A 26,492-nucleotide genomic window follows, 5' to 3' on the forward strand; every position below is an offset into this window, starting at 1 on the left:
GGCGCACTCATGCTCGGTGTATCGGAGCTCTTTGCCATCGTGTAGTTAGCCGTTTGAGAAACGCTGGTCGATGTAGAGTTATCGTTTGCCGTATCATCTTCGGTCACTGGCGTGGTGCCATCCGGACCGGTCGCACTTGGAATGGCCGTATTGGTTAGATCCGCACCCGCATCAATCTGCGTTTGGTCGATCGCACGTGTGGCCGTACAAGACGCACTTGCACCAACCGCTAAGGTCGCAATTGGACAACCTGTGAGTGTGCCACTGTCGATATTGGTATCGGCAACTGTTAGGTTGGTTAATGCGACATTACCTGTGTTTACAAAGTCAAAGGTATAAGTAATCGTTCCTGGCGCACTCATGCTCGGTGTATCGGAGCTCTTCGCCATGGTGTAGTTTGGACTCTGAGTAATAGGAGTAGCTACAGTATTATCTGCTGTGTCATCTTCTGTTACTGGATCGTTGGCTGGGTCTTCAGCAGAAGGAGTAGCCGTGTTACTAATATCTGTACCAGCATCTACTTGAGCCTGTGTAATAGTTCTTATGCCAGTACAACTTACACTGGCACCTACGGCAAGTGTAGCTATTGGACAACCAGAAAGCGTTCCGGTATCAATATCTGGATCTGTGACTGTTAAATCATTTAAAGCAACATTACCTGTATTATTAAATGTAAAAGTATAGGTCAGTGGTCCTGCTGCTGTAATAGGGCCATTAGATGTTTTTACCATATTATATGATGGTGACATCGGATCTACGACTACACGGTAATCTTCAACTTCACCGCCGGTTATAGAACCACTGTAACTAACACCTGTAGAACTACTAAATCTGAATCTTAGATAGGTATCTCCACCGGTTGCTGTATACGGTACAGGTAAAATCAAGCTTGTATTTTCAACAGTTGTACTGTTGATGAAAACATCACTCAGTAATTTTTCCCCTGGATCAGCAAAATTATCATTAATATTCAAATCCATCCAGGCACTTAAATAGCCTGTACCGAACGTTGTCACATCAATGGATACATTTTCTGAAGCTGCTACATGTTGACCATCCAGTAAAACACCGTTTCTTCTAACCGCATCTTCATCATCGTAATAAGGATCGCCCGAACTGCCATCGTTATCATCACCTAATGCATTAGTAGAAGGTTGGTTTGCAGAATCATGGTCTGCTCCCAGACCATTACCCAGGATAGTATCTAATGATATAGAATTATGACTCGCTGCTCCGTAACTAGCTGGCGCATCACCATAATCAGTGTTAGGACCTAAAATTTCTTCAGCATGCGCATCAACTAATGATAATTGTAATAAACGATAGGCTCCATTATTAGCGGTATCATAATACCCATAAGCATTATCATTTTGAAAACGAGCGTTTATTGTACTTATACTGTTTATTCCTGTTCCACCAGTCCAACTAGCCGCTGAACGACAAGAGATAACAGGTGTAGTTGGTGTATCTGCACAGTTACCGTTAGTTAAACCCTGACCTTTAAATTTAACATTATGACCACCAGCAAATGAACCTGTGCTATAGGTAACATTAGTATTGCTCGATACATAAGCAGCACCAGGACCCGTAAGATAAATATCATCTGTGTCAGTGGAACTTGTATTAGGAGAAGCAACACCGTTATGGTCCAAATCAAACCCTGTTGCTGTCACTCTGTCTATAAACACAGGTGTCGTTGTACCCTGAGCAACAATAGTTATCGTTGTATCGACAAATGCAACATCATCACCAGCGTCTTTATCACGCAGGTTAACACTAAGAATTCCACCACTGGCATACACACAGCTTCCACCACCTGTGGTTGCACCTAAAACATAGTCATTATCTTCAGAATTAACCGTTACGATAATATCTAAAGGTGTACCTTGCCATGATGCAGTAGTACCAAAACGATAAGTAGTTGGAGCAGAACCACAGTCTGTACCAGATAACACTGTTCTAGTGCCATCAAGCGCGATACTGAGTGCGTTGACTGATGTCGACCCTAGAAAAAAAGCAATGAATAACACTGATATTTTCAGAAAACCAAGAATCCATTGAATAGATTTTTTAGAATACCTTGAAGTAGATTTTTGATAATTAATCGCATTATCAAATATGGTAGTAAATAACTTATAGTTATTTAAAAACTGAAAATTCATTGTTTATGCCTATTATTTTTATTTTTTATCTAGGTTAAATTTGCCTAGTTCCGTAATACAGCGAGCTTGCCTCAGGTAAATATCACGAAAATCCCCTTAAGTGCTTGTTATAAATATACTTTTTATGCAAAATATATTTATTCACGTATACTCTGATACTAACAAGCTATACCTTAATCAGGAATGAACACTTATCGTAAAATCTAAGGATATTAATCATTTACATTTTTTATAAACATGTTCGTAGTAGTATTGTTGGACAGAAAATTAATAGTTAGTCAAAAACGGTGACTTAAAGAGGTGATTCAATTTTGAAGCCACCCCCCACCTTATGGGCACATTTTTAATGTGCTAAGTCTTTAGATGAATCTCTTATTTTTATTATATTTAAGTATTCACAAATTAATTAAAAAGGAAATTATTAGAAATTTCCGAACTACCGAACCAAAATCCATCACTTGCAGAAACAGAATACTGTGATACTGGTGGCAATTTCATGACAAAGCGTGTCTTTAATCCATCAGTAACTTGATCGTAAGTCATTGTAATTTTACCTACTTTAGCGCTTCCGACTGTTATTTCAGTTTCTTCGGAGCTTATAGTAAGACTGTCAGAAAAAACGGTGATGCCAGAGTAAGTCTCAACAACGTTATAAAAAATGGTAAAATTACCTAATCCTGCAAGACCTGAATTTTCAAAATTAGCACTCATTACTAGCCTTGGAGTTGAAGAACCATTCAAATCTACATTATTTATTCCAACGTTATAATCTACTTCAAATGCATTCACTGAAGTCGAAACAAAATAAAATGTGAGGGTTGCCATTAAGGATATAAATCTATACATATTTTTCTCCAAGATGTTTGGTAAAAAACCATTTACACAAACACATATTGTTTGCATGCAAATTACATTACTCTATTTATCTTGAAATAACCAATTTATTTACAGTATCAATTTAAATGAATAAAACGTTTATGGAGAGTTACTATTCAAACCATGTATTAAATGTAATATGGAGATATTGAAGAAATTGTTTTCAATATGATTAAAAAAAGAACGTCCCAGACTTCTGTTTATTGGCGATTACTTTAAGCCACCCCCCTACTTTCAGGCACTTTTTTTAAATCTTAATTATTTTAATTAGTTAGATTTCTTTTTACATATCCTGCTTTTCTTATCGCAACCACACATTCAACCAAGGTGCATAACTCACCAGTACTAAGATACAGACCATATTCAAATACAGGATTACTACGACCACGTTCTTCTAGTTCTTTAAAAATCTGTTCTTCTTGTTCTCTGGGGAAATCAAAACGTAGCTCCAAATCAGTAGTGCCTGGACGTTGAAAATCTACCGTCAGTTTACGCGTCCATACCTGATAATCACTAAAGACTTTAGCACAGGCTAATGGTGCAATTGGGTCTGCCAGAGATGCTTGAAAGCCGCCAAACATGCCGCCACCATGATTTTTGGAAATCCATGTCAATGGCAAAGTAATCCTGACTTTACGCCAATTATCAGACAACGATGTAACTTTAATCCGCATCATCCACCACGCAGGCCACCACTCCAATTGCTTTTCTTCAGAAAGAAAGCCAAAATATTTTTCTACAAATTTAATAGTATTAAATTGAAAAAATTTACTCACACAAACACCCTAAATTAGCCCTTATAATTAACTTGATAATCTTAGCTTAAAAAGCAAAGTGCTGAGTTAACTAAATAACCGGATTAACACACGAAAAACATATTCAATAAAAATTGATTTATTTCCCTAGATACCTTGACAACACGGGCACTTTCACGTGTAATCGCGCGCCACGGCGAAAGTACAATCTATATGGTGCTGTCGCTGCTTTTTTAACACTCGTATCGAAGGAAGAATAAAATGTACGCAGTAATCAAAACAGGTGGTAAACAATACCGTGTTGAGCCTGGAAACGTTCTTAAAGTAGAATCTTTAGACGCAGAAGTTGGCGCTACAGTTAATTTCGAAGAAGTATTAATGATCGCTGATGGTGATGATGTCACTGTTGGAACACCTACAATTGCAAGTGCAAAAGTAGTTGCTGAAGTAATTGCACATGGTCGTGCAAAGAAAGTTGAGATCGTTAAATTTAGACGTCGTAAGCATCACCAAAAACGTACTGGTCACCGCCAGAACTTTACACAAATCCAAATTCAGAACATTAATGGTAAAGGCGCTCCTGCAAAGAAAGCAAAAGCGGCAACTAAAGATACTGATGCTGAAACTACAGAAAAACCAGCTAAGAAAGCCGCTGCTAAACCTGCTGCAAAGAAAGAAACTGCAGAAAAGAAGCCAGCCGCTAAAAAAGCAGCACCAAAGAAGTCTACAGCTAAAGATGACCTAACTAAAATCGAAGGTGTAGGACCTAAAGCTGCAGAAGCATTAGTAGCAGCTGGTCTTGTGACTTTCGCTGATGTTGCTAAAGCTAAAGTACCTGCAATTCAGACTATTCTTGATGAAGCTGACGGAAAATTCGGCGCAATGAAGCCTGATACTTGGCCAAAACAAGCAAAGCTTGCAGCCGATGGAAAGTGGGATGAGCTGAAAACATTACAAGACGAATTAGATGGTGGAATCGAGAAGAAATAATTTCTTTTTAATCATTAATTTGTATCTGTTTGCATTCATTTGCAATCATAGAAAAAGCAGTTCATCTTGAACTGCTTTTTTTTGCCTGTTATTTCTAGTAAATTACTTTTCATACACTGGGATTTATCTTTATCAATCTGGATATGTTCGAGATACAATAAAATCATCAATTATCTATAAATAGAAATGATCAATGACGCTCGACACCCTTTATCAAGTTAATACGCCTGAAGGCATAAGCTTAAGACTTTCACCAGCTGGGCCTGTTGTCAGAATGCTTGCCTGGACCATCGATATTCTAATCCGTCTGGGGATTAATGCCGTCTTTTTTACGGCGTTGGCTTTTTTTGGCAAAACAGGTTTAGGTATCGCACTTATTTTATCATTTCTACTCGAATGGTTTTACCCCGTTTACTTTGAACTTTATAAAAAAGGTCAAACACCGGGTAAAAAGATGTTTAATTTATATGTGTCGATGGAAGATGCTAGCCCTATCAGCCCAGGCGCATCAATTATCAGAAACCTATTAAGATTTGTCGATTTTCTTCCCTTCTTATACGGCTTTGGTTTTATCAGCATGTTGCTTACTAAACGTTTTCAACGTCTTGGAGACCTTGTAGCGGGTACCGTAGTTCTGCATAAATCGCTTAACTACCCAACCATTGAAGAAGATAAAACCAAAGCAATTTCTCCTCCTGTTGCATTAAATCTAAGCGAGCAACAGGCACTTATTCGGTTTCAACAACGTATTCCTTACTTAACCGCTGAACGTGCAGAAGAACTCGCTCAAATTGCCACCCCATTGTTATTAAAGAATTCAACTGAAAATAGCATTGAAAACAAGCAAGCCAGCTCCCGATTATTAGGTATTGCAAACTGGATCATGGGAGCTAAGCACTAATGAGTTCAGTCAGACAATCGCAATTCATCGAAAAAAACACCGCTCTTTGGGACTCTTTTGAAAACTGGTTAGACTATCAAGACCTGTCATTCTGGAAAAAAAGAAGCAAAAAGAACAAAATTGAAGCACCAGAAGAAATAGATTTACCAAAAGTCTATCGCCAGATTTGCCATCACTTTGCCTTGGCAAATTCTCGAATGTATAACCCGGTTCTTGTCGACAAATTGAACAAGCTAGTGGTTCGTGGACATCATAAGCTATACAGCAGCAGAACTAATTTCATCGGCAATATAATGAAATATTTTGCAGTCGATTTCCCTCGCTTAGTCAGAAAAGAATGGAAAATAGTCAGCATTGCTGCAGCCCTTTTTTATGTTCCTTTTATCGCTATTATTATTGCCATCCAGTTTTTTCCTGACCTTATATACAGTGTCATGGATGGAAGCATGGTTAATAATCTGGAAGATATGTACGAACCAGAACGTAATCAGCGATTTGGCCGTGAACGAGAGTCAGATACCGATTTATACATGTTCGGTTATTATATAAAACACAATATTGGCATTGATTTTAAGATGTTTGCAGGTGGCCTGTTATTTGGTATTGGCGCCATCTTCTTCCTGGTTTTTAACGGTATCTTTCTTGGTGCGGCATTTGGTCATATGACCCATATCGGTTATATCGATAGCTTCTGGGGCTTTGTTGTTGGGCATGGCGCATTTGAGTTAAATGCCATGGTTTTATCAGGTGCTGCGGGTTTAAAACTTGCTGAGGCGCTAATCCGCCCAGGTAGAAAAACCCGAGGTCGAGCACTGATAGACAATGGAAAAATCGCTGTATTGATAATGTACGGCGTGGTCGTGATGAGTGTAATAGCTGCATTTCTGGAAGCCTTCTGGTCATCAACAGTCATGCCTGTGATGATTAAATATGTTGCCGGCGCGATACTCTGGACTGTGGTTGGTATGTATTTCTATTTTCTTGGTCGCACGAGTCGGGCTTCAATACACTCATGAATCTCAATGAAATAACAGCCAATATCCGTTTGAGAAACCCTTGGGAAGCTATTGATCTTGGGTTTTCGATGGTGCAAAAGTGGTGGCTATCCATATACCTGCCACTCGCACTTTTAACCTTTGGCATTGCATCCGTTTTATACCTTATTTTTCCAAAAGGAAATGTCTGGATTGCCAGCCTGATTTTCTGGTGGTTAAAACCTCTCTATGACCGAGTCATATTACATATTTTAAGTCATAAACTATTTAATGATGAACTCAGTACCTGGCAAGTGCTTAAAGCACTGCCTTCATTAATCTGGAATACCGGGCTATTTCAGAGCCTGACATTTAGACGATTCTCATTATCCAGAGGTTTTAACTTACCTATCTGGCAATTAGAACAGTTAAGAGGATCTCGCAGGTCCGAACGACAATCGGTATTGCATCAAATCGCACACACTTACGCCGCCTGGTTAACCATTGTGATGGTCAATATCGAAATAGTCATTGTCATTTCATTATTTGGCTTATTCATGCTTTTCCTTCCAGAGAAAACAGCCAATGATTTTTTTGTGGGGATGTTTTCAAACAAAGTAGAATACGAAAGATGGATCGATCTACTGAATTATTTATTTTATGTTTTTGCGGTCACACTGATTCATCCGTTTTATATAGGTGCGAGTTTTGCCCTGTATATCAATAGAAGAACGCAACTCGAAGCATGGGATATTGAACTGGACTTTAAAAAGCTAGCATTGCGTTTTGAAACGCTCGCTAGAAATCTAATACCCGCCCTTCTTTGTGTATTTACCTTATCTCTATTATCTACGTCATCACCTGTCGCAGCAGATGAAGCAACTAATGTTGATGCGAATTCTGAAATAGAAGTCACTGAGTTTCTATCTGATGAGAGACTTCCCGCAGAATCGTCAAAGCAAGTCATCAAAGAAACAATGCTGACCAAAGAGTTAAATGACAAGCAAACCGTCACTTACTGGGTTAGAAAAGATACCGCCAAAAAACCTAAAAATGATCCTGACAAATTTTCATTTGCAGACTTCTTCGAACCCTTTGCAAAAATAATGGGTTTCATCATTGAGTTTGCCTTATGGATATTGGTCGCTATTGTTTTATTCCTGTTATTCTATTTTCGTGATAGTTGGTTACACCTCTTCAATATCGAACGAAAAGCCAAGAAAGAAAGCTACCAAGCACCTGAAGTTATGTTCGGTATGGATGTTAGACCCGATTCGTTACCTGATGACATCATCAGTGAATCCAGGAAACTCTGGGACAATAAACAACACAGAGAGTCGTTGAGTTTATTGTACCGTGGCGCATTAATTAGACTCATTAATATTGAGCAGGTTCAACTTAAAGACAGCTTTACAGAAGGCGATGTACTGAAACATTCACAAAAGAAAATAAGTGAGGCTAAGCACCTATTTCTGGATAATCTAACCAGTAACTGGAAGATGATCGCTTATGCGCACAGACATCCTACAAATGAAGCGATGGAACAGTTATTCAATACATGGGTTAGTGATTTTGCCATTGAAAAAGTGTTATCAGATTTAGAATCAAACACTTCAAAAAAAGATGGTAGCAAAGATGAGTAAACCACTCGGAATCACTATCACTGCTTTATTCGCGTTATTACTCGGTGGCGCTATCTATGTGTTTTTAGAAACGCATGAGAAAAAAGAAAAAATCATCCACACGGGTTTATTTGGCGAAGCTAGAAGCAACCCATTATATGCCGGACGCGTCTTCCTTAAACGTATGGGTATCCCAACAGAAACCAAAACCAGCGTTCAGGGTTTTACTGGCTATCCAAGTACCGACACCGTTATCGTCATCAATTCTAAACGCACAACACTATCCGCTTATCAAACTCAGCAACTCATCAACTGGGTTAAAAGAGGCGGTCATGTGATTGCACTCGCTACGAATAAGTGGCGCTTTCACCGATCAGATAAAAGCCTGGAATCGGATGATGCTGAATCAATTGACTCCATAGAGGGTTACCAAAGTACCTCTATCGACAGTCGATTGACAGATAATATGTACAGTCCCGATCCTCTGCAAAATTACATGGGAATCAGTACCGGTAACAAAATTCAGTATGAAGACTTATCAGCTGCTGATAAAAAGCAGCTTGATCAAATTGAAGAACACCAAGAAGAAAACGATAGTGCAGATGACTCCACTGAACACCTATTCAAAATCAAATTACAGGATGCTCCAAAAGCACTAGCCATACAAAACAATTGGTTTCACCCTATTCTTGTAGACCCTTATTATCAGGATAAAACAGAAATCGTAAAACTACGTTCTTCTAATTTCATCGTGAGACAAAAAATAGAAAACGGATTAGTTACTTTAGTTTCTTCATTAGACTTCGTAGAGAATAAGCAAATTGAGAAAGCTGATCATGCAGAAATTTTCTGGCACCTGATACATGGCATCAATCAACCTATCGACCAACCTTCAAAAGTCTGGTTGATCCATAGTGACAAAATGCCACCGTTATGGGATTTGATCTGGCGAAATGCCTGGATGTTTATTATCTCTTTACTGGTACTATTTATTGCATGGTTATTACTGGCAACTCGCCGCTTTGGTCCTGCAATCCCTAAGCACGCAGAAGATCGTCGTAGCTTGACTGAACACATCAGTAGCAGTGGTTCTTTCTATTGGAAATACAACCATAAACAAGAACTTCTTGAAAGCACCCGGGATGCTATCAATCAAAAGTTAGTGCTATCACACCCTAACTGGAATCATTTAAACGAAGAGCAGCAAGTAACTCTTGTGGTTAAAGACCTGGAATTGAGTAAAGCAATTAAGGTAGACCCTAAAGATATTCATCGCGCACTTTTTTCAACATCCATTGAAAAGCCTGATGAATTTACGCAGACCATTCGCACCCTTGAAATCATTAGAAGTACGAAATAGAAACAGAAACAGAAACAGACAACTAAAACTGAAAATATAAATACTTATCAATACGATACAAACGAATTAATGAAAGGCCACAGTATGACCGAAATGACAAATATGACGCTTGAACAAGCTAGTGAATTAGCTCAACAATTAAAAACAGAAATTGGCAAAGCTGTTATTGGCCAAAAACAGGTAATACATGAAACGCTAATTGCATTGATTGCGGGTGGCAATGTATTAATTGAAGGCGTTCCTGGTCTTGGCAAAACCTTATTAGTGCGGGCTCTGGCAGCAACGTTTTCAGGTCAATTTAACCGTATTCAGTTCACCCCGGATCTGATGCCTGCTGATGTAACAGGACATACACTCTATGATCTGGACAATAAATCTTTCAGCGTTCGTAAAGGTCCTGTATTTACCAATTTACTACTTGCAGATGAAATCAATCGTGCGCCAGCCAAAACCCAATCTGCTCTATTAGAAGTAATGCAGGAACGTCAGGTGACCATTGAAGGTGAAGCGCATCCTGTGCCACTACCATTCATGACATTAGCAACACAAAACCCGCTAGAACAGGAAGGCACCTACCCTTTACCCGAAGCACAACTTGATCGTTTTCTACTAAAAATCTACATCAATTACCCACGAGATAACGAAGAAAGTTTAATGGTTGCCGCTGTGACGAATAAGCAAACTGGTAATCAACTGAATATTTCAAATGTATCAGCAGTAGCCACTCCGGCGACGATACAAGCCATGCAAGCTTTGGCAGCGGATATTGAAGTCGATAAAAGTGTTATTGAATACGCGGTAAGAATCGTTCAGGCAACACGTGATTGGCACGGTCTTAGTATTGGCTCTGGTCCCAGAGGAAGCATTGCATTAATCAGCGCTGCACGCGCTCAGGCGATGTTACATGCTCGCGATTACATTACACCTGATGATATTAAAGCAATTGCATTGCCGGCCTTACGTCACCGTGTAGCTCTTGCTCCCGAGATGGAATTAGAAGGCTATTCAACGGATCAGATATTGCAGGGTATCCTCGATAAAATCGAAGCACCTAGACAATAAAGCACTTTTTAAATCCATAGATAATAAAAACATGCTTTCTAAACTCCCAATCCCGGATCGACAAACCTTCTACTTGATAGCGGCGCTTGCTGCTATCGGTTTGATTGCAATATTCATCCCTGCGTTAACCATGTTGTGGAAGATTTCAGCAGCCATAATTGCTGTTATTCTTATTGCTGATTTGATTATTACCTTCATTTCAAACCCCAAAGATATCATCACGGTAGAACGCCACTTACCCGGATCGATACCACTGGGAGTCAGCCGTCATATTGAATTAATCATCCATAATAAAAGTAGCAAACCGCAAAACCTCGATATATTTGATCATTTTCCGAATGAAGTCCATGCAGAAGGCTTACCCGTAAATGTCAGTATTCCGGGAGAACAGCACGCAGAAATACAGTACAAAATAATTGCCAATCAAAGAGGAAAATTAATTTTTCCCAAGGTGCAAATCAAACTGCAATCGGTGTTTAAGTTTTGGCGTATAAATCAGTACTTACCAGTCAGCAGTGAAACCAATGTGTATCCAAACTTTGCGGCTATTTCTCATTATGCGCTATTAGCCACTGACAATAATTTAAGTCAGATGGGCATCATCAAAAAAAGAAGGCGTGGTGAAGGTCAGGATTTTCATCAGCTAAGAGAATATCGTGAAGGCGACGCGATGCGTCAAATTGACTGGAAAGCTACTTCCAGAGTGCAAAAACTCATCTCGCGTGAATATCAGGATGAGAAAGATCAGGAGATTATTTTCATGCTGGATTGTGGTCACCGCATGATGGCTAAAGATGATGATCTTTCGCATTTCGATCACACCTTAAACGCTTTATTACTGCTTTCCTATGTGGCTCTGCGACAAGGTGATGCTGTCGGTTTAATGACATTTTCGGGAGAAGATCAACGCTGGTTTAGTCCACGCAAAGGACAACACAATGTGCAGCAAATCCTTAACACGGTGTATGATCTTCAACCCAGCACTTCATCCCCTGATTACAGTAAAGCGGCAACGGACTTATTAATTCGTCATAAAAAACGTGCCTTGGTGATTATTTTAACCAACACCCGAGATGAAGATGGCGATGATCTGCTGCCCGCGATAAGCATTTTGAAAAAGCGCCATCTGGTATTACTCGCCAGCCTTCGTGAATCGAGTATTGCCGATATGTTAGATAAACCGATTGAAGATTTAAACGACGCGCTGGACAACTCAGCGGCGCACCATTATTTGCAGCAACGCAAGAGTACCTTTGAAGAATTAGTAAACAACGGCATTCGAGCCATGGACGTCAGTCCTGATAAGCTCACAGTGGATTTAATTAATGCGTATTTATCGATAAAAAGTAGCGGTACGTTATAAGGGAATCATATCGTTTTTAGCTTAAGTATGAATTAGACAAGGATGATAAATTAGACATGTATGATAAATGCCTAAACTAAAACCCACCCCCCTACTTTGGAGGCTTTTTTTGCTATCTTTATGGATTTATTAAATGTTATGAATCTGGCAAACAGATGGATTATTTAGTGTTGTTTGGCATGTGCTTAGCTTGTGCTTAACTAATGATTAATTAAAAAACATTAAAGCATTTGAGACAACATCAGTATTACCACAAAAGCAGCAACCGAATATGCCACTAGCTGCATCAATCGACCTTTGTGATCAATGACAGATCCCATATTGGTAATTTGATTCTTACTCGCGACTTTTACAGTTGGCACCGACATTTTTTTGCTACGAATAGAACCACGCTTAAACTTTTTATTGAATTCAGTAAAGTCTACTTCGATAGTCTCATTAATGGATGCTTTTGCTAACGCCTGCACCAAGGGTAACTCACGGTGATGAATGGGTTTCACAGAATGTAGTTGCTTACGCCAATTGAGTTTAGCCATAGCAGAAACCGAACGTTCATTGCCGTACTCATCAATCAGGAAATACTCAACTACACCTTTGCCTGAAGAAACTTCTTTAAACTTCTGTTGTTTCAAGCGATAACGAATTCGTTGTGTGTAAGTCATAAACTTGAGATTAGCAGAATACTATTTAGTGCCTAATAATTTCAGATAAGGGGCTTTTTTTTCAGCGTTAAATGTATATAAAAACGGTGTTTATCGCTCAAACACCGCTATAGATTCTACATGGGCAGTCTGCGGGAACATATCCATCACACCTGCCCCCACGAGCTTGTAGCCATGCGTATGCACCAATTCGCCGGCATCGCGTGCCAAAGTTGCAGGATGACAAGATACATAGACAATACGTTTCGCTTTTAACTTACCAAAGTACTCAATAATTTCTTTAGCGCCAGAACGCGGTGGATCCAGCAGAATGCAATCGTATTGTTTTTTCAGCCATGGCTCACTTTTTAACTCTAATTCTGTACCCATTAAATTACAGGCAAAATACTCGGTATTATCGATGCCATTAGCCTTAGCTGTTTCACGCGCACGCTTAACCATGACCAAATCACCTTCTACACCCGTCACCTGCGCCGCATTTCTTGCAATAGGCAGAGTAAAGTTACCCAAACCACAGAAAAGATCCAGAACACGTTCTGAGCCTGTGAGTTTCAATAGTTCAACCGCACGCGGCACCATTTGTGTGTTGATGCTGCTATTGACCTGAAAAAAGTCCTGAGGACCAAAGGCTACTTTGGTATCAAATGCCTTATGCTCGTAATACAAACCTGGATTCTGCCCTGCTTCAGGCCAGATTAAATGCACGGTATCCGGGCCTTTAGGCTGAAGATAGAGCTGGAAATTATGCTCTTGAGCAAAACCAATCCAAAGTTGTGTGTCTTGATCCGATAAAGGTTTTAGATGACGGATGATCAATGCCGTATCTTCATCACCCACAGCTACTTCAATCTGTGGCGTTGAATCACGCGAATCCATCTGATAGATCAACTTCTGGAAATCTTCTAGCTTCAAGCCAACCGATTCATGCAATACCACACAGCTGTTTATATCTGCTAAGAAGCCACCATGTCTTTCGCGAAAGCCAACCAGTACTTTATCTTTTTTGTAGACGAACTTGACGCCCAAACGTGCTTTACGTCGATACCCCCATGAGTCTCCCGTCATCGGTTCAAAGACTTCTGCAGGCTCTACTTTACCGAGGTGCTTAAGACCATCAAGCATGGATTGCTGTTTGTATTTTATTTGAGCTTCTGAACTAAGGTGCTGTAACGAACACCCCCCACAAATTTCATAGTGTTCACATTTAGGCTCGACACGATCGGGTGAAGCCGTTAAGACTTCTTCTATTTTACCTTCATCATGACTACGATTTTTCGAGGTATAAATAAACGTGACCTTTTCACCCGGCAACGCACCACTAACAAATACGGCTTTTCCGTCGATATGTGCGACGCCACGTCCTTCGTGACTGAGTGATTCGATTTCTGCTTCTACAGGATCTTGAGGTAAGCGTTGTTTTCTAGTGCGTCTGCGTGCCATTTGTGATTGTCCAAACGACACCCCCCCACTTTAGAGGCTTTTTTGATTACTAACTATTTCAAATAAACAGATAGCAACAAAAAAAGTGCCCATAAGTGGGGGGGTGGCATTTTATTGATTTAGGAACCGTTAATTACTGTATAGCTTAATTATAGCTCGGAATTTAGGTTCGGAATTATAGTTCGGATTAAAAAGTCGGGCATGATCCCACAAAGTTGCTATCAGATAAACCCCAACGGTTATCAAAAGGCGCATGAGGATCTGACGAAACCTTGCCTGCTTCCATCGCTTCCCAAAGTTGACGCAGATTAATATGTTTTACTGAATCATTGGGATAAATCGCCAGACCACAAAACTCGTCCAATTCCTCTAACAGTCCATCAGGCAGTTCGGGGTGAAAAATTGATCGGGCCAATACCTGTGCATTAACCTTATCTTCTTCAAGTTCTCCACCTGAATAGGCAATTTTATGAATCTCGGTGAAGAAACGATACAAACGTTTATCTCTAGAAGGCGTTGAATAATAATCATATTCAGACGCTGTCATACAACTGCGCTTTCCTTGATCTTTCAGTCGCTGAATATATGCAATACCATCATTGACATAATTCACGCGCTCTTTCGCAAAAGAACACAGGCTATGCATTAAACGCATGGTTTTCTCTTCGAGTGGCTCTTCTCTACGTTGTAATTTTTTAGAGATCACATCAGTAAAAGGGATGTACTCAAGCCCAACTTTCTGAGCAATTTGATACTGCTCATTACTATAACCGGGTTGTTGCTGAATAGGTTTAGCGATATTTCTTGGCCATTTAAATCGACGGTACCCATCGCTCATACCAACCGCATCATGTGGAATGAAGAAGGGAAATGAATACAACTGAATCATATTCTTCGGAGAGGCAGGTGTGGTTGAGCTCATGATCGCTGTTACGCCTGTATCGGTAATACCCGTCATGGCATAAGAATGCGTGCCCGGTTCTACGTATAAATCCCCTGCTTTGATCTGTGCTAATTCAATCGGGAAAGAATCATGTGGCAGACTACGCGTACCTACACGATCATTCATAAATTGTGCAAACGCTCTGAAGCGTTGATCTTCTGGTAATTTATCCCAGTTTGTCATGGTATTGCTGATGTACTTATTCTTCTTACCCAGATAATGGATTTTGAATGGCAGTTTATTTTCGTAGGCAAATACCGCACGCATTAAATAGATGGCATCAGCACAATCGTGAGGAATACGATCGTATTGTGGTCTGATCTTGCTCATAAAGAAATCAGGTTTCCATTGAGTGCTCACCCATTCCTGATACTTCAATTCCCAACTATCATTCCAGTAATTGTTTCCGGACTTCCATACTTCTGCAGAAGCCGATTTAGCCATTAATAGCATTAACAAAACAAGCGTGTACTTTAAAAAAGTAAACTGAAAAAAGCGCATTTTTATCCCCTAATAAATAAACAGCCCAGCTTTAAAACAAAGCAATTTAATTCTCTTTTTTACCGTTAAAAAAATTCTTTTTTACACCCCCCCACTTACAGAGGCTTTTTTATTATTCGGCTTTAAAAGACGGTATTAAATTGCAAACGGCAGTATAGCAATATTGAGTAGAAAGCTCTACTGCATCAATAACTTGTTCTGTTTGTACATTAATGAAAACTGTTTTTTTCGTATAGCGGTGCGTTTAGAAATATACGTATAAAGTAGATCGTCTAGCGTGACTTTCGACTCTGCTTCCAGCAAATATGAAAAACGCGTAGATTCACCCGAATTTTCTGAAGGTTTTAAATGCCCAATTAGTGTGGATACTCCACTAGAATTCGAGGCCTGAATTTCAATCTTTGGGTTATTCATATTTAGCTCATTTTTGGATGAGAAAAGAGCCTTATAAAAACTCACAGGGTATTGTTGTTGTAGGCGATGTATCTGATTTTGTAATTGCCAGATTTTATCCTGACCTTCAGGCAGTTCGCCATTTTCCTGCAGTTCCCATTGCGTTTGCATTTGCAGGTTATCTAATTCTGCTTTGGATTCCATCACCTGTAGAAAGCTTGCTTGCTGAATTCCGGAACTCTGAGCCGTTATCTGTAACTGATCAATAGGTAAATCATCACTATTTTCTGTGCTTGTTTTATTTAAGCGTGTGAAATTCAATGTAAGAAAAGTATCGATCACATCGTCTTTAAAGGTTATTTGGCTATGACCTTTAAAATCAGTAAGGATGGATTCAGATAAACGTTGAGAATTAATGCGCAATTGGGGTATCTGTATCGATGCGTTTTTATACGATACACCCGCATCTACTGATTCTATTGACGTTTTAATTGACAGATTATTTGTATCATTCACATTTGAATCTGATAACTTATCTAGATATTGAAAATTCATCAAACCATTATCAGCACTTAACTGAATAATAGGTGAAGCGTAATCTAATCGGGAAAGTTCCAATGAGCCGCGATAAGACAAGGTACTCAGATTATAAATAGCCGTTAACTTTGCATCTAACCACTCAGCGTTAAACAAGGATTCGAAACTTGATTCCTTATCAAACCCTATTATCACAACACCAGTGGGCAAATCATTGGGGAAAATATTCTGAATATTTTCCTTAGACTCTGCAGAAAAACTTTTTGGGTCGATTCGAATATACCAACGAGAGACGCCGTAATCGACCCCCTTCTTGGTTATGAATAACGGTCCATTCAGGGATTTCAGCGTTAGCACAAAATCACCCAACCAATCGTCCAGCAACGGTATATCGGAACTTACACGTACTGAAGCTGATGACCCGAGAAGGTGTTTTTTATAGTCGAGCAACTCTAAACGAAAGGGCTTTTCGCCTAACTTATCCGTTTGAATTTCCAGTACCTGACGAAAGTCTTTTTCTGCCTGAACTCCCAGGTACCAACTCATCACTGCCCATAGTAAAAAAGTTGATAAGCAGATCATCACCAAAATGGATAATAGTTTTCTCATTGATAGATATTTCTACTCTTATGTTTTGTTATGAAATAATTAAGTTACGATAAAAAAGTGTCACAAACTGACAAAAATGCGTCATTTTATCCCACTTAAGTTACTGTATTAAAATGATTTAATTCTATTTTTACATAACTCTATTAAGTTTAGATTCATCCGCAATTTGTTAGTATTGGAAAGATACAATACTTTTATTTTGAGTCATTAGAGTATTACTTTAAATAATAAAAATAATTTAGAAACAAAATCAGGATAAAAACATAGTTAAAGATCGATGTAAAAGATCAACAGTAATAAAAATAAAAATTATGCCACAAACACCACATACATTTGCCTCTAATAGCATCATAGAGAAAATAGCTCATACAGTTATACACACTAAAACTGTCATAGCTGCTGCTGTGTGCCTGCTTTATCTAGGCTCTCCTAGTATGGCAATAGCGCAAGGTGTTAACGCTGGCACAGAAATACAAAACATCGCCACTGTAACCTATGAAATAGCTGGGGAAGACCAATCTCCCATAGAGAGTACCCCTGTTGGAAACAGTAATCCCGGTGTAGGCAACGGCTCACCCACGATGTTCAGAGTAGACCGTAAAATAGATCTCACTGTAACAGGAAATAACGACGCAAATGTCGTACCTGGTGAAACTCAATCAGAAGTTACGTTTACCTTAACCAACGAAGGTAACGATTCTCAGGAGTTCGCATTAACGCCTGAAGCTGCAGTTGTCAGCGATGATTTTGATCCAGCAAACTGTAGTTATGAAGTGACTGCAATAAGCGGCACACCCTTACCGGGCGTTGTAATACCAACGACGGGTAACATCCTTTTAGGTCCTGACCAACAGGCAAGCATTGCGGTAACTTGTGATATTCCGGTGGTTTCTGGAGGCTCTCTATTAAGCTCTGGAGATACCTCATTAATATCACTTACAGCTCAGGCTGTTAAAAATTCTGATGATTCCGTAACTACTGAAACCAGCGGTGTAGATACAGCTGAAAATATAGAAACCGTTTTTGCTGATGACCAGGGAACCGATGATGCAAATCGCGATGCAAGTCATTCAGCCCGCAGAACGTATCTCGTTTCAGTCTCTGCTACGCCTCCTACTCTATCTATCGATAAAAGTATCGTTAACTTTTTAGATACCAATGGCGGCACAACGAAAACATCTGGCACAGAAGTGACGTACAAAATACTTGTTACTTCTAGCGGTACGGGCTCTATCAATAATGTAGAGATTACTGACCCTACTCCAGCGAATATGACGTATAAGCCTTCAAGCATAATTTTGAATAGTACAAGTCAGAGTGACGCTAATGATGTTGCCGACAATACAGATTTTGGTATTTCAATTGCGAATACCGCGACCATTAAACTCGGAAATATTACTGCGGGTAGCACCCAGGAAATTCAACTTACTTACACCATTAATTAAAGGAATACACAATGAATAGGTATATAAAAATAAAAAAAATAGCAGTAGGCGTTATTGCTTCTCTTTTATTACTGTCGACTCAATCATTTGCCGCACAGCAAGGACATCTCAAAGTTACGTCTAAAGCGCAAAAAATGATTGTTGTGAATAATAATGGGCAAAAAGCCTATAAATTTGTTCCTGCCACTAAAATTCTTCCTGGAGAATTAGTGCAATACAATACGTATTTTCAAAATATTGGCAATCAACCAGCTAATAACATCAATATCGTAAACCCGATTCCGAAACACACGGTTTACCTTCCAAATTCTGCCCAGGGCAAAAATACAAACATCGTATTTTCTGTTGATGGTGGAAAACACTATGGGAAAGCAGGCACGCTAAAAGTTCGCGATAAAACGGGAAAGATTGTTCCAGCAAGACCTTCGGACTACACCCATATCCAATGGCGATACAATGGAAATTTAGCGCCTAATGTTCAACAGGCAGTAGCATTCAGAGTTCGCCTGCTATAAACCCTGATCTTACATAGACAAATATTAAAAAAAATATGTGATCTTTTAAATACAAACCACAAACCTTAATAGAGAAATACAATGAAAATGAAAATAATCTCAAGTTTAATTAGTGTGGCAGTTTTATCCGCTGTTACACACCCCATTTATGCAGCAGGTACTGCGGCAGATACAGACATCAATAATACTGCTTCTATTAGTTATAACGTCGGTGGCACCGCTCAAACACCGATTGAAAGCTCAGAAACTGGTAATAGCATTGCGGGTGTTGGTGCTGGAACAGCGACAACGTTCAAAGTGGATAAAAAAATCGACTTGTCTGTAACACCTGGCTCTAATGTCAATGTGGTTCCAGGCACATCTGCACAATCTATTACTTTCACCGTAACTAATGAAGGCAACAGTACAGAAAATTTCAACTTAACTCCTTCACAAGTAACAGGTGATATCTTTGATACTTCAGCTTGTTCCGTTGCTGCTCCTGCATCACTACCAGTTTCAATTGCTGCGGACGGTACAGCAAGTGTGACGGTAAACTGTGATATCCCCGCCAGTGGTGGTGTAGTCGTTAATGGTGCAACCTCGGATATTGACTTACTTGCAGTAGTTGATGGTGTCACAGAAACAACAGTTGCAGATACAGCTGATCAAGTTGATACAGTATTTGCAGATGACATTGGTACCGCAACTGACGAGGCTATAGCTGGAACAGGAGCAGCGGGAAACAGAAACGCTGCGCACTCTGCGATTAATACTTACGTCGTTAACACTGCAGATATTACTGTTAAGAAAACATCGGAAGTAACCGAAGACCCATTTAATGGAACAACAAACCCAAAGCGTATTCCTGGTGCTACGATTGAGTACACTATTGAAGTAACAAACGCTGATGGTGCTGCAGATGCCGCAGGACTTATCATTTCTGATATTTTACCTGTTGGTACTGGTGCTGTAGGTGGTGCAACCGCTTCTACCAATGGGCTTCAATTCGTAAGTTGCTCTTCAACGGGTGATGCAACTGCAGCAGTAACGTGTAGCGAATCAGGCGGAACAGTTACTACAAGTGCCTTCACTTTACCGGGTGGATCGGGCTCAGCGTCTGTTCAAACACTTACCATTATTGCAACTGTAAAATAAGCCAGCCTATTTTATAGAAACCACACTAATCTCATCACAGATTAGTGTGGTCATTCTAATAAAAATAAGTAAAAAATATGCGGCACATCAGCAATATAGCGTCTAGCTTCAAGCGCAAGCTTCAGAGAAACAGAATTACTTCTAAGTCTTCCTTGGGTAGCTCTGTGGGCACTATATTCTCAATCTTCCTGTTATTGATATCGATAACATTTCATTCATCCGCGACTGCTGAAACGTTAATTACTAATACAGCCACGGCTAATTATTCTATAAACGGTATCGATAAAAACAAATCGAGTAGCGTGCAATTTACAACCGATAATATTGTTGTTGCTACCGGAATTACACTACAGAAAAAATCCAATATCAGTCGAGCCATTGTTGGTCAAATCATAGATTACAGTTTAATTGTTACTAATAATGCTAATGCAATTCAGGCCAATCTATCCATTGAGGATTTATTACCAACAGGTTTAGAATACCAGCAAGCTAGCGCTAAACTTAACAACTCAAGCATAAATACTAGTGACATATCACTAAACGATAATGATATTACTTTTAGTTTGGGGGATATGCCTGCAAACGCAGTCTGGACTATCACCTATAAAGCTAAGGTCACAACGACTGCTCCTTTGGGTTCAGCGATAAATCAGGCAATTGCAAGCTCAGACACCACTGAATCTTCGCCTGCACAGGCCACAGTTACTATTTATGAGCAAGTTATCGTAGTACCAGTAATACCCACCGTGCCTTTAGAGATAGAGAAGAAAGCGAACATTAACACCGCTAAGGTCGGTGATAGTATTGTCTACGCAATAAACATAAAAAATCCAAATTCCAAAAACATACCCAGTGTCACACTCACAGATATCTTGCCTGTCGGTTTGGCGTATAAAGTCGGGTCTGCAACATTAAACAATAACGCTATAACAGCAGATACTTCAGAAGGTTTACATTTTAATTTAGGGAGCATGTCATCTAATAGTGAATGGACAGTTACCTATGAAACCACTGTTACTGATGAAGTCACTTCTAGAGATTTGGAAAACTCAGTGACAGCGACTTCATCTGATACAGATGCTAACTCTAATACCAGTAAAGCATTAGTGACTGTTGTTAATGATTCTATACAAATCACGAAAACAAGCAGCGAAGAAAATGTATACGTTGGAGATATTGTCACTTACGACGTTGTTGTGAGAAACCCAGCACTGCACGATTTAAGCAATTTGATTGTAAAAGATACCCTCCCTAATGGTTTCATTTATCAATCAAATAGTTTTACATTAGATGGTCAAGCACTCTCAGATTCTGAGATTTCTTATAGTGGTAATAATTTATCCATCAATGTTGATTCACTTGCTATAGGTAGCACTATGACACTGAGTTATAAAGTGTTAATCAGTGATGCTTCTGAGAGTGGTGATGTAGTCAATCAGGTTCAGGCAAACAGTACTTTTGGGACTTCAGATATAGCGACTGCTAGTGTCAAAGTACGTACTCCATCAACCATAAATTTCTTAAAAATTAATGAAGCGGGCAATATCGAAAATATCCCCTCGAGTGCGTATAACGCTGATCAAAATGGTGGTAAAAACTGGCAAGCAATCAGTCAGATTACGTTGCCTAATGGAACAGTTATCAGTCTACCAAATCCGCAGCCTATAATTGATGCGAAAGATTATTCTGTTTCAGAACCGGTTATCATTGAAGTAATCGATAAAGACCAAAATGTTGATCCGGATAAGCTCGAAACCATTATAGTCACAGTAACTATTCCCGGTACCAACGATACTGAAATTCTATTACTCACGGAAACAAGCACCGACTCTGGAATTTTCAGAGGGGCTGTTTTAACCACGGCAGCATCTACTCAAAAACAAAATGGCGTTTTAACAATTGCAGATGGCGTTAAGATCAGCGTTTCTTATCTGGATCAGGATGATAAAACAGACACAAGTGCAACTGCGGCTTTAGTGGTCCCTGATACAAAGCTTTCACTGTCTAAGACTGTAGATAAAAGCTCCGCGTCAATTGGTGAATTAGTCAAATATACTCTGGATTTCCAAAACACCACTGGATTCAATTTATCTAATATAAAAGTGAATGACTTACTGCCACTTGGATTTCGCTACGTTTCAAACACGGCATACCTGAATGGAGAAAAAATAACAGAGGGAGTGAGCGCAAACGGACGTAAATTATTATTTAGCGTTAATAATTTAACAGCTGGCAGTACTGCAACGATTGAATACATAACAAAAATCACCGCAGGCGTACAAACCGGAAAAGCAACCAATACCGCAGTCCTTTCCAGTGGAGGCTTAACATCAAATACGGCATACGCAAGTATTGAAATTGATGACGACTTGATGCGTATTAAAAACATTTTGACCGGACGAGTCTATATCGGTTGTGATACGCATTCATCGAAAAACAAATATGTACCAAAAGTTTTGAAAGATGCCAGAATTTACTTAGAAACAGGACGCAGCGTCCTTACCGATAAAGACGGCTTTTGGCACATGGAAGGGGTTCTTCCTGGTAGTCATGTATTACAACTAGACACAGATTCATTACCAAAGGGTTACACTCCTCTACTGTGTGAAGACAATACGCGTCATGCGGGAGATGCAAAATCACAATTTGTTGATTTAACTGCTGGGTCATTATGGCAGGTTAATTTTCATGTTAAAGAAGGTCTTGATGCAAAAGAATCTACTGAAGTTGGCAGCCCTGTATCGCCTAAAGCTAAAAAGAAAGGCGCAAATCCAATAACGCTTTTTGGTGCTAATTACTTAAAATCAGCAGAACCTGGTTTTGAAATCCTCTGGCCTAGAAACAACCATGTACCAGATGTTGCATCTATTAAAGTTTTCATCAAAAGCTCACCTCAGGAAAAAATTGAAGTGTTCCTAAATGGAAAGAAAATTAGTGCACTCAACTATGATGGCAGTGACAGCAATAAAGCGCGCACCGTCAAAATTAGTCGCTGGTTAGGTATCGATATTGATACACGCATAAAAAACAATGCATTACTTGTGATTGCCAAGGACAAGTCAGGAAAAGTCGTTGCCAAAGAATCAAGAAACATTCACTTTTCTGGCATACCTGCTTCTGCCGAATACTTACCAGAAGAGTCTATATTAGTAGCTGATGGTAAAACCACACCTGTCATCGCTTTACGCATAAAAGATGAAGATGGCTACCCTATGCGCGCAAATACGCATGGCTATTTAACACTAGACAACAGTAACTACCAAATTAAGACGTTAAACGAAGCTGACCAAGATAGACTGAATATCAATGAGTCATTATCGGGTAGTTATAAATACATTGTTGAAGAAGATGGGATTGCAAGAGTAGAGCTCAACCCGACGACTCAATCAGGTGAAGTGAGATTTACTGTCAACTTTACAGAGTCTCAATCTAAAACCATTAGTGCCTGGTTGAAACCACAGTTACGTGACTGGATTTTAGTCGGTATCGCTGAAGGCACGCTGGCACACAAAACAATCACCGGAAATATGCAAACACTCGATAGTCTGGGTAAATCAGATGAGTTCTATAAGCGTGGACGCTTTGCTTTCTTTGCTAAAGGTCAGATTAAAGGAAAATACTTATTAACCGCAGCGTACGATTCGCATAAAGCAGAGAATGAAGTTGGCAGTCAATTAGCGGGTAATATCGACCCTGATGAATGGTATTCAATTTATGCTGACAATAGCAGCAGTCAATACGATGCTCCAAGCTCACGTAAACTATATCTTAAGATAGAAAAAGATAACTTCTATGCGCTTTTTGGTGACTATCAAACAGCCATGACTGTGACCGAATTAGCCAGCTATGAACGCGTATTAAATGGTATCAAAACAGAATACCGTGGGCAGCGCTTCAATGTTAAAGGCTTTATCAGTGAAACCAGCAACAACCATCAACAAGATGAAATTCAAGGTGATGGAACTTCTGGTCTTTACCGCTTAAGTGAAAACATCATCCCAAACAGTGAGTCGATTAAAATTGAAACGCGAGATCGTTTTCACTCAGACCGTATCGTTGAGACGAAACAACTGACTCGTTATCAAGACTATAGTATTGACTACGATGCTGGCACCCTATTCTTTAAATCTCCTATTGCAAGCAGAGACAGTAATTTCAATCCTAACATTATCGTCATTGATTATGATTCCGAAGAAGACACCAACAAAACCATAGTGGCTGGTGGACGCGCATCCATGAAGTCTTTCAACGATAAGCTTGAAACAGGCGCAAGTATTATTTATGAAGAAAATACCAATGGAAAAGCTGATCAGTTAGTTGCGGCTGATGCTACCTACAACATCACTAAAGATACTAAATTACATATCGAAGTGGCTGAATCGAAAACGACTGAAAGCGACTTCGAAAAAAGACAGGCGATGATTATCGAACTGGAAAAAGAAGTGGAGCAAATGGAAGCCCGTCTTTATGCAAAAAAGCATGATGAAGATTTTGGCATAAGCTCACAAACCAGTGAAAGTGGCACTGAAAAAATAGGCGCAGAAGTCACTTATCGTTTGAATGACAAGACAAGATTAACCTCTCAGCTATTGTATGAAAACAATATTGAGAACGATAACAAACGCAAATTAGCGCAAGTAGGTATAGAGCATCGATATAAAAATATCGAATTAAATGCCGGTTTGCGCCATACACAAGAAAATCTTGGCAGTAGTGATGTTAGTGATGATATCACGACTACTTCTGACGTCAGTACCCATGAAAAAATCACCACGAATACCATTATCTTAGGCGGCAGATACACAACCAAAAATGATAAAATTACGCTTCGTACTGACTTGGAAAAGAACTTCTCTTCTGATGATGGTAGCGAATTAAGCCCTGACCGTTTTGTTGTTGGTGTGGATGTGAAACTGCAACAGGGATTCACCGTCTTTGCTGAGAATGAAACCACAGACAATGGCATTGTTACAACGCATAACAACCGCGTAGGGGTGTATAAAGACCTGTGGAAAGATGCCAAAGGTAAAACAACTTACACACAAGAACGTACGGCAGAAGGCCAACGTAATTACGCTACCTTAGGGCTTAGTCAAAAACTTAAACTGACGGATAAAATCAGCGCTGATTTTAGTATTGATCGTGCAGTTACAGTAGGTGATCAAAAATTCTTCAATACCGATGAAACGACCATTCAAGGAACAGACAGTGATGACTATACAGCGTTCTCTGTAGGTTTAGGTGCAAACGAAGAAGTCTGGAGTTGGACATCTCGTGCTGAATACCGTAATGGTAAGGTTTACGACAAGGTGAATTTACTGGCCAGTGTTATTCGTCACCTTGATGATGGCAAACACCTCAGTGCTAAATTCTCCTACTACGATCAAGACAGTACCGAAGGAGATGCAGAGCAAAATATCAAACTCAGCTTAGGGTCTGCATGGCATCCGAAAGATGAGAGTTTTGTATTCTTCAGTCGCTTAGATTTAATTAGTGAAAAGGAAAATTCTATAGATGAAAGCAGTGAGTTTTCATCATCAGATACCGATACACGAAAGATCGTGCACAATATGCATTTCAATAAAATTCTTAATAAGGATGCGAAAAGAAAACTGCAATTCAGCATTCATCATGGCATCAAACATGTAAAAGATGAAAACAGCGGAGTTAAATACAGCACAACGGTTGATACAGCTACAGTTGAATTACGTAAAGACATCAACAAACGCTGGGATATCGGAGCCCATGCAGGTTACTTGCATGACTGGAAAAGCAATACCATGGAAACAGTAGCCGGTGTATCAGTCGGTGTCACTCCTGCAAAAAATACCTGGATTGAAGCAGGTTACAATTTCGAAGGTTTTGATGATGAAGATTTTGACGAAAGTAACTTCAAACGAAAAGGCCCCTATGTCGACTTTAGATATAAATTTAATCAAGATTCACTCAATCTCAATAAACCACGTTCTCACAGAAAAGATGAAAAACAAGCAGATCAAAAAGCAAACAAAGAAATCATGCTAGAAGCTGAGTAATCCATACCCTGATTCATTGGAAAAAACATCTAGGCACCCCCCACCTTTAAGCCCTTTTTTTATTTACGACGTAGAGTTAATAAAAACGGGTAAAACAATGATAAAACTGTCAATAAGTCTGTACCAAGTATCCAGAAAAACCAACAAAGCGTGTGCAATTAATATAAAATAATTGCATACAAGAGAAATAATCAACATTACCACGAAAGT

The 26,492-nt window shown here is 39.5% G+C and carries 18 protein-coding genes; 11 read left to right on the forward strand and 7 right to left on the reverse strand.

Annotation, left to right across the window (positions count from 1 at the left end):
- From OO007_RS18245 to OO007_RS18255, 3 genes are all read right to left on the reverse strand, one after another.
- Positions 1–2,162, reverse strand: a 2,162-nt coding sequence (locus OO007_RS18245; RefSeq protein ID WP_325809887.1) for a DUF7507 domain-containing protein, incomplete at its 3' end; no start/stop codon positions are given.
- Between the two features lie 402 nt (positions 2,163–2,564).
- Positions 2,565–3,065 carry a hypothetical protein gene (locus tag OO007_RS18250; RefSeq protein WP_325809888.1) on the reverse strand — a complete coding sequence of 167 codons (501 nt, stop codon included), beginning with the start codon at positions 3,063–3,065 and terminating at the stop codon, positions 2,565–2,567.
- 236 nt (positions 3,066–3,301) lie between these two features.
- Positions 3,302–3,814, reverse strand: coding sequence for a PaaI family thioesterase (locus OO007_RS18255; protein ID WP_243651591.1), 513 nt, complete (start codon positions 3,812–3,814; stop codon positions 3,302–3,304).
- Between the two features lie 240 nt (positions 3,815–4,054).
- Here OO007_RS18255 and rplU point away from each other — a divergent pair, with 240 nt between their 5' ends.
- The 7 genes from rplU to OO007_RS18295 all read left to right on the forward strand — a co-directional run bounded on the left by rplU (position 4,055) and on the right by OO007_RS18295 (position 12,065).
- Positions 4,055–4,783, forward strand: a complete 729-nt coding sequence (gene rplU, locus OO007_RS20290; RefSeq protein ID WP_442784350.1) for a 50S ribosomal protein L21 — start codon at positions 4,055–4,057, stop codon at positions 4,781–4,783.
- 193 nt (positions 4,784–4,976) lie between these two features.
- Positions 4,977–5,684 (forward strand): RDD family protein, encoded by a 708-nt coding sequence (locus OO007_RS18270; protein WP_325809889.1) that lies wholly within the window; start codon positions 4,977–4,979, stop codon positions 5,682–5,684.
- A complete protein-coding gene (locus tag OO007_RS18275; protein ID WP_325809890.1) occupies positions 5,684–6,700 on the forward strand; it encodes a stage II sporulation protein M in 1,017 nt (338 codons plus the stop codon). Before OO007_RS18270 ends, OO007_RS18275 begins: the two co-directional genes overlap by 1 nt.
- Entirely contained in the window at positions 6,697–8,301 is a 1,605-nt protein-coding gene (locus OO007_RS18280) for a hypothetical protein (protein ID WP_325809891.1), read from the forward strand. Before OO007_RS18275 ends, OO007_RS18280 begins: the two co-directional genes overlap by 4 nt.
- Positions 8,294–9,640, forward strand: coding sequence for a DUF4350 domain-containing protein (locus OO007_RS18285; protein WP_325809892.1), 1,347 nt, complete (start codon positions 8,294–8,296; stop codon positions 9,638–9,640). The genes OO007_RS18280 and OO007_RS18285 overlap by 8 nt, the downstream gene beginning before the upstream one ends.
- A gap of 84 nt (positions 9,641–9,724) precedes the next feature.
- On the forward strand, positions 9,725–10,702 hold the full coding sequence (locus OO007_RS18290) for an AAA family ATPase (RefSeq protein WP_325809893.1): 978 nt from the start codon (positions 9,725–9,727) through the stop codon (positions 10,700–10,702).
- 31 nt (positions 10,703–10,733) lie between these two features.
- Entirely contained in the window at positions 10,734–12,065 is a 1,332-nt protein-coding gene (locus OO007_RS18295; RefSeq protein ID WP_325809894.1) for a DUF58 domain-containing protein, read from the forward strand.
- Between the two features lie 221 nt (positions 12,066–12,286).
- Here the strand turns inward: OO007_RS18295 and OO007_RS18300 are convergent, their stop codons facing one another.
- The 4 genes from OO007_RS18300 to OO007_RS18315 all read right to left on the reverse strand — a co-directional run bounded on the left by OO007_RS18300 (position 12,287) and on the right by OO007_RS18315 (position 17,150).
- Positions 12,287–12,727 (reverse strand): hypothetical protein, encoded by a 441-nt coding sequence (locus OO007_RS18300; RefSeq protein WP_131906205.1) that lies wholly within the window; start codon positions 12,725–12,727, stop codon positions 12,287–12,289.
- Positions 12,728–12,817: 90 nt separating this feature from the next.
- Positions 12,818–14,167 (reverse strand): 23S rRNA (uracil(1939)-C(5))-methyltransferase RlmD, encoded by a 1,350-nt coding sequence (gene rlmD, locus OO007_RS18305; protein WP_325809895.1) that lies wholly within the window; start codon positions 14,165–14,167, stop codon positions 12,818–12,820.
- A gap of 187 nt (positions 14,168–14,354) precedes the next feature.
- On the reverse strand, positions 14,355–15,611 hold the full coding sequence (locus OO007_RS18310) for a hypothetical protein (RefSeq protein ID WP_325809896.1): 1,257 nt from the start codon (positions 15,609–15,611) through the stop codon (positions 14,355–14,357).
- A gap of 177 nt (positions 15,612–15,788) precedes the next feature.
- Positions 15,789–17,150: a DUF945 family protein gene (locus OO007_RS18315; RefSeq protein WP_325809897.1), complete on the reverse strand. Its 1,362-nt coding sequence runs from the start codon at positions 17,148–17,150 to the stop codon at positions 15,789–15,791.
- Positions 17,151–17,461: 311 nt separating this feature from the next.
- Here OO007_RS18315 and OO007_RS18320 point away from each other — a divergent pair, with 311 nt between their 5' ends.
- From OO007_RS18320 to OO007_RS18335, 4 genes are all read left to right on the forward strand, one after another.
- Complete coding sequence (locus OO007_RS18320) at positions 17,462–18,595, forward strand: hypothetical protein (RefSeq protein ID WP_325809898.1); 1,134 nt, start codon at positions 17,462–17,464, stop codon at positions 18,593–18,595.
- An 11-nt stretch (positions 18,596–18,606) separates the two neighbouring features.
- Positions 18,607–19,110 carry a hypothetical protein gene (locus tag OO007_RS18325; RefSeq protein ID WP_325809899.1) on the forward strand — a complete coding sequence of 168 codons (504 nt, stop codon included), beginning with the start codon at positions 18,607–18,609 and terminating at the stop codon, positions 19,108–19,110.
- A gap of 81 nt (positions 19,111–19,191) precedes the next feature.
- Positions 19,192–20,247, forward strand: coding sequence for a hypothetical protein (locus OO007_RS18330; RefSeq protein WP_325809900.1), 1,056 nt, complete (start codon positions 19,192–19,194; stop codon positions 20,245–20,247).
- 77 nt (positions 20,248–20,324) lie between these two features.
- Positions 20,325–26,282: a DUF11 domain-containing protein gene (locus OO007_RS18335; RefSeq protein ID WP_325809901.1), complete on the forward strand. Its 5,958-nt coding sequence runs from the start codon at positions 20,325–20,327 to the stop codon at positions 26,280–26,282.
- Positions 26,283–26,492 lie beyond the last annotated feature (210 nt).

The sequence above is a fragment of the Cocleimonas sp. KMM 6892 genome (assembly GCF_035798195.1).
Taxonomy (GTDB): Bacteria; Pseudomonadota; Gammaproteobacteria; order Thiotrichales; family Thiotrichaceae; genus Cocleimonas; species Cocleimonas flava.

Bases quoted from the DNA above. Each gene is read 5' to 3' on its own strand.
- OO007_RS18270 (WP_325809889.1), top strand. From the start codon at position 4,977: ATGACGCTCGACACCCTTTATCAAGTTAATACGCCTGAAGGCATAAGC.
- rplU (WP_442784350.1), top strand. From the start codon at position 4,055: ATGTACGCAGTAATCAAAACAGGTGGTAAACAATACCGTGTTGAGCCT.
- OO007_RS18330 (WP_325809900.1), top strand. From the start codon at position 19,192: ATGAAAATGAAAATAATCTCAAGTTTAATTAGTGTGGCAGTTTTATCC.
- OO007_RS18315 (WP_325809897.1), bottom strand. From the start codon at position 17,150: ATGAGAAAACTATTATCCATTTTGGTGATGATCTGCTTATCAACTTTT.
- OO007_RS18300 (WP_131906205.1), bottom strand. From the start codon at position 12,727: ATGACTTACACACAACGAATTCGTTATCGCTTGAAACAACAGAAGTTT.
- OO007_RS18250 (WP_325809888.1), bottom strand. From the start codon at position 3,065: ATGCAAACAATATGTGTTTGTGTAAATGGTTTTTTACCAAACATCTTG.
- OO007_RS18285 (WP_325809892.1), top strand. From the start codon at position 8,294: ATGAGTAAACCACTCGGAATCACTATCACTGCTTTATTCGCGTTATTA.
- rlmD (WP_325809895.1), bottom strand. From the start codon at position 14,167: ATGGCACGCAGACGCACTAGAAAACAACGCTTACCTCAAGATCCTGTA.
- OO007_RS18275 (WP_325809890.1), top strand. From the start codon at position 5,684: ATGAGTTCAGTCAGACAATCGCAATTCATCGAAAAAAACACCGCTCTT.
- OO007_RS18310 (WP_325809896.1), bottom strand. From the start codon at position 15,611: ATGCGCTTTTTTCAGTTTACTTTTTTAAAGTACACGCTTGTTTTGTTA.
- OO007_RS18280 (WP_325809891.1), top strand. From the start codon at position 6,697: ATGAATCTCAATGAAATAACAGCCAATATCCGTTTGAGAAACCCTTGG.
- OO007_RS18290 (WP_325809893.1), top strand. From the start codon at position 9,725: ATGACCGAAATGACAAATATGACGCTTGAACAAGCTAGTGAATTAGCT.
- OO007_RS18335 (WP_325809901.1), top strand. From the start codon at position 20,325: ATGCGGCACATCAGCAATATAGCGTCTAGCTTCAAGCGCAAGCTTCAG.
- OO007_RS18325 (WP_325809899.1), top strand. From the start codon at position 18,607: ATGAATAGGTATATAAAAATAAAAAAAATAGCAGTAGGCGTTATTGCT.
- OO007_RS18295 (WP_325809894.1), top strand. From the start codon at position 10,734: ATGCTTTCTAAACTCCCAATCCCGGATCGACAAACCTTCTACTTGATA.
- OO007_RS18320 (WP_325809898.1), top strand. From the start codon at position 17,462: ATGCCACAAACACCACATACATTTGCCTCTAATAGCATCATAGAGAAA.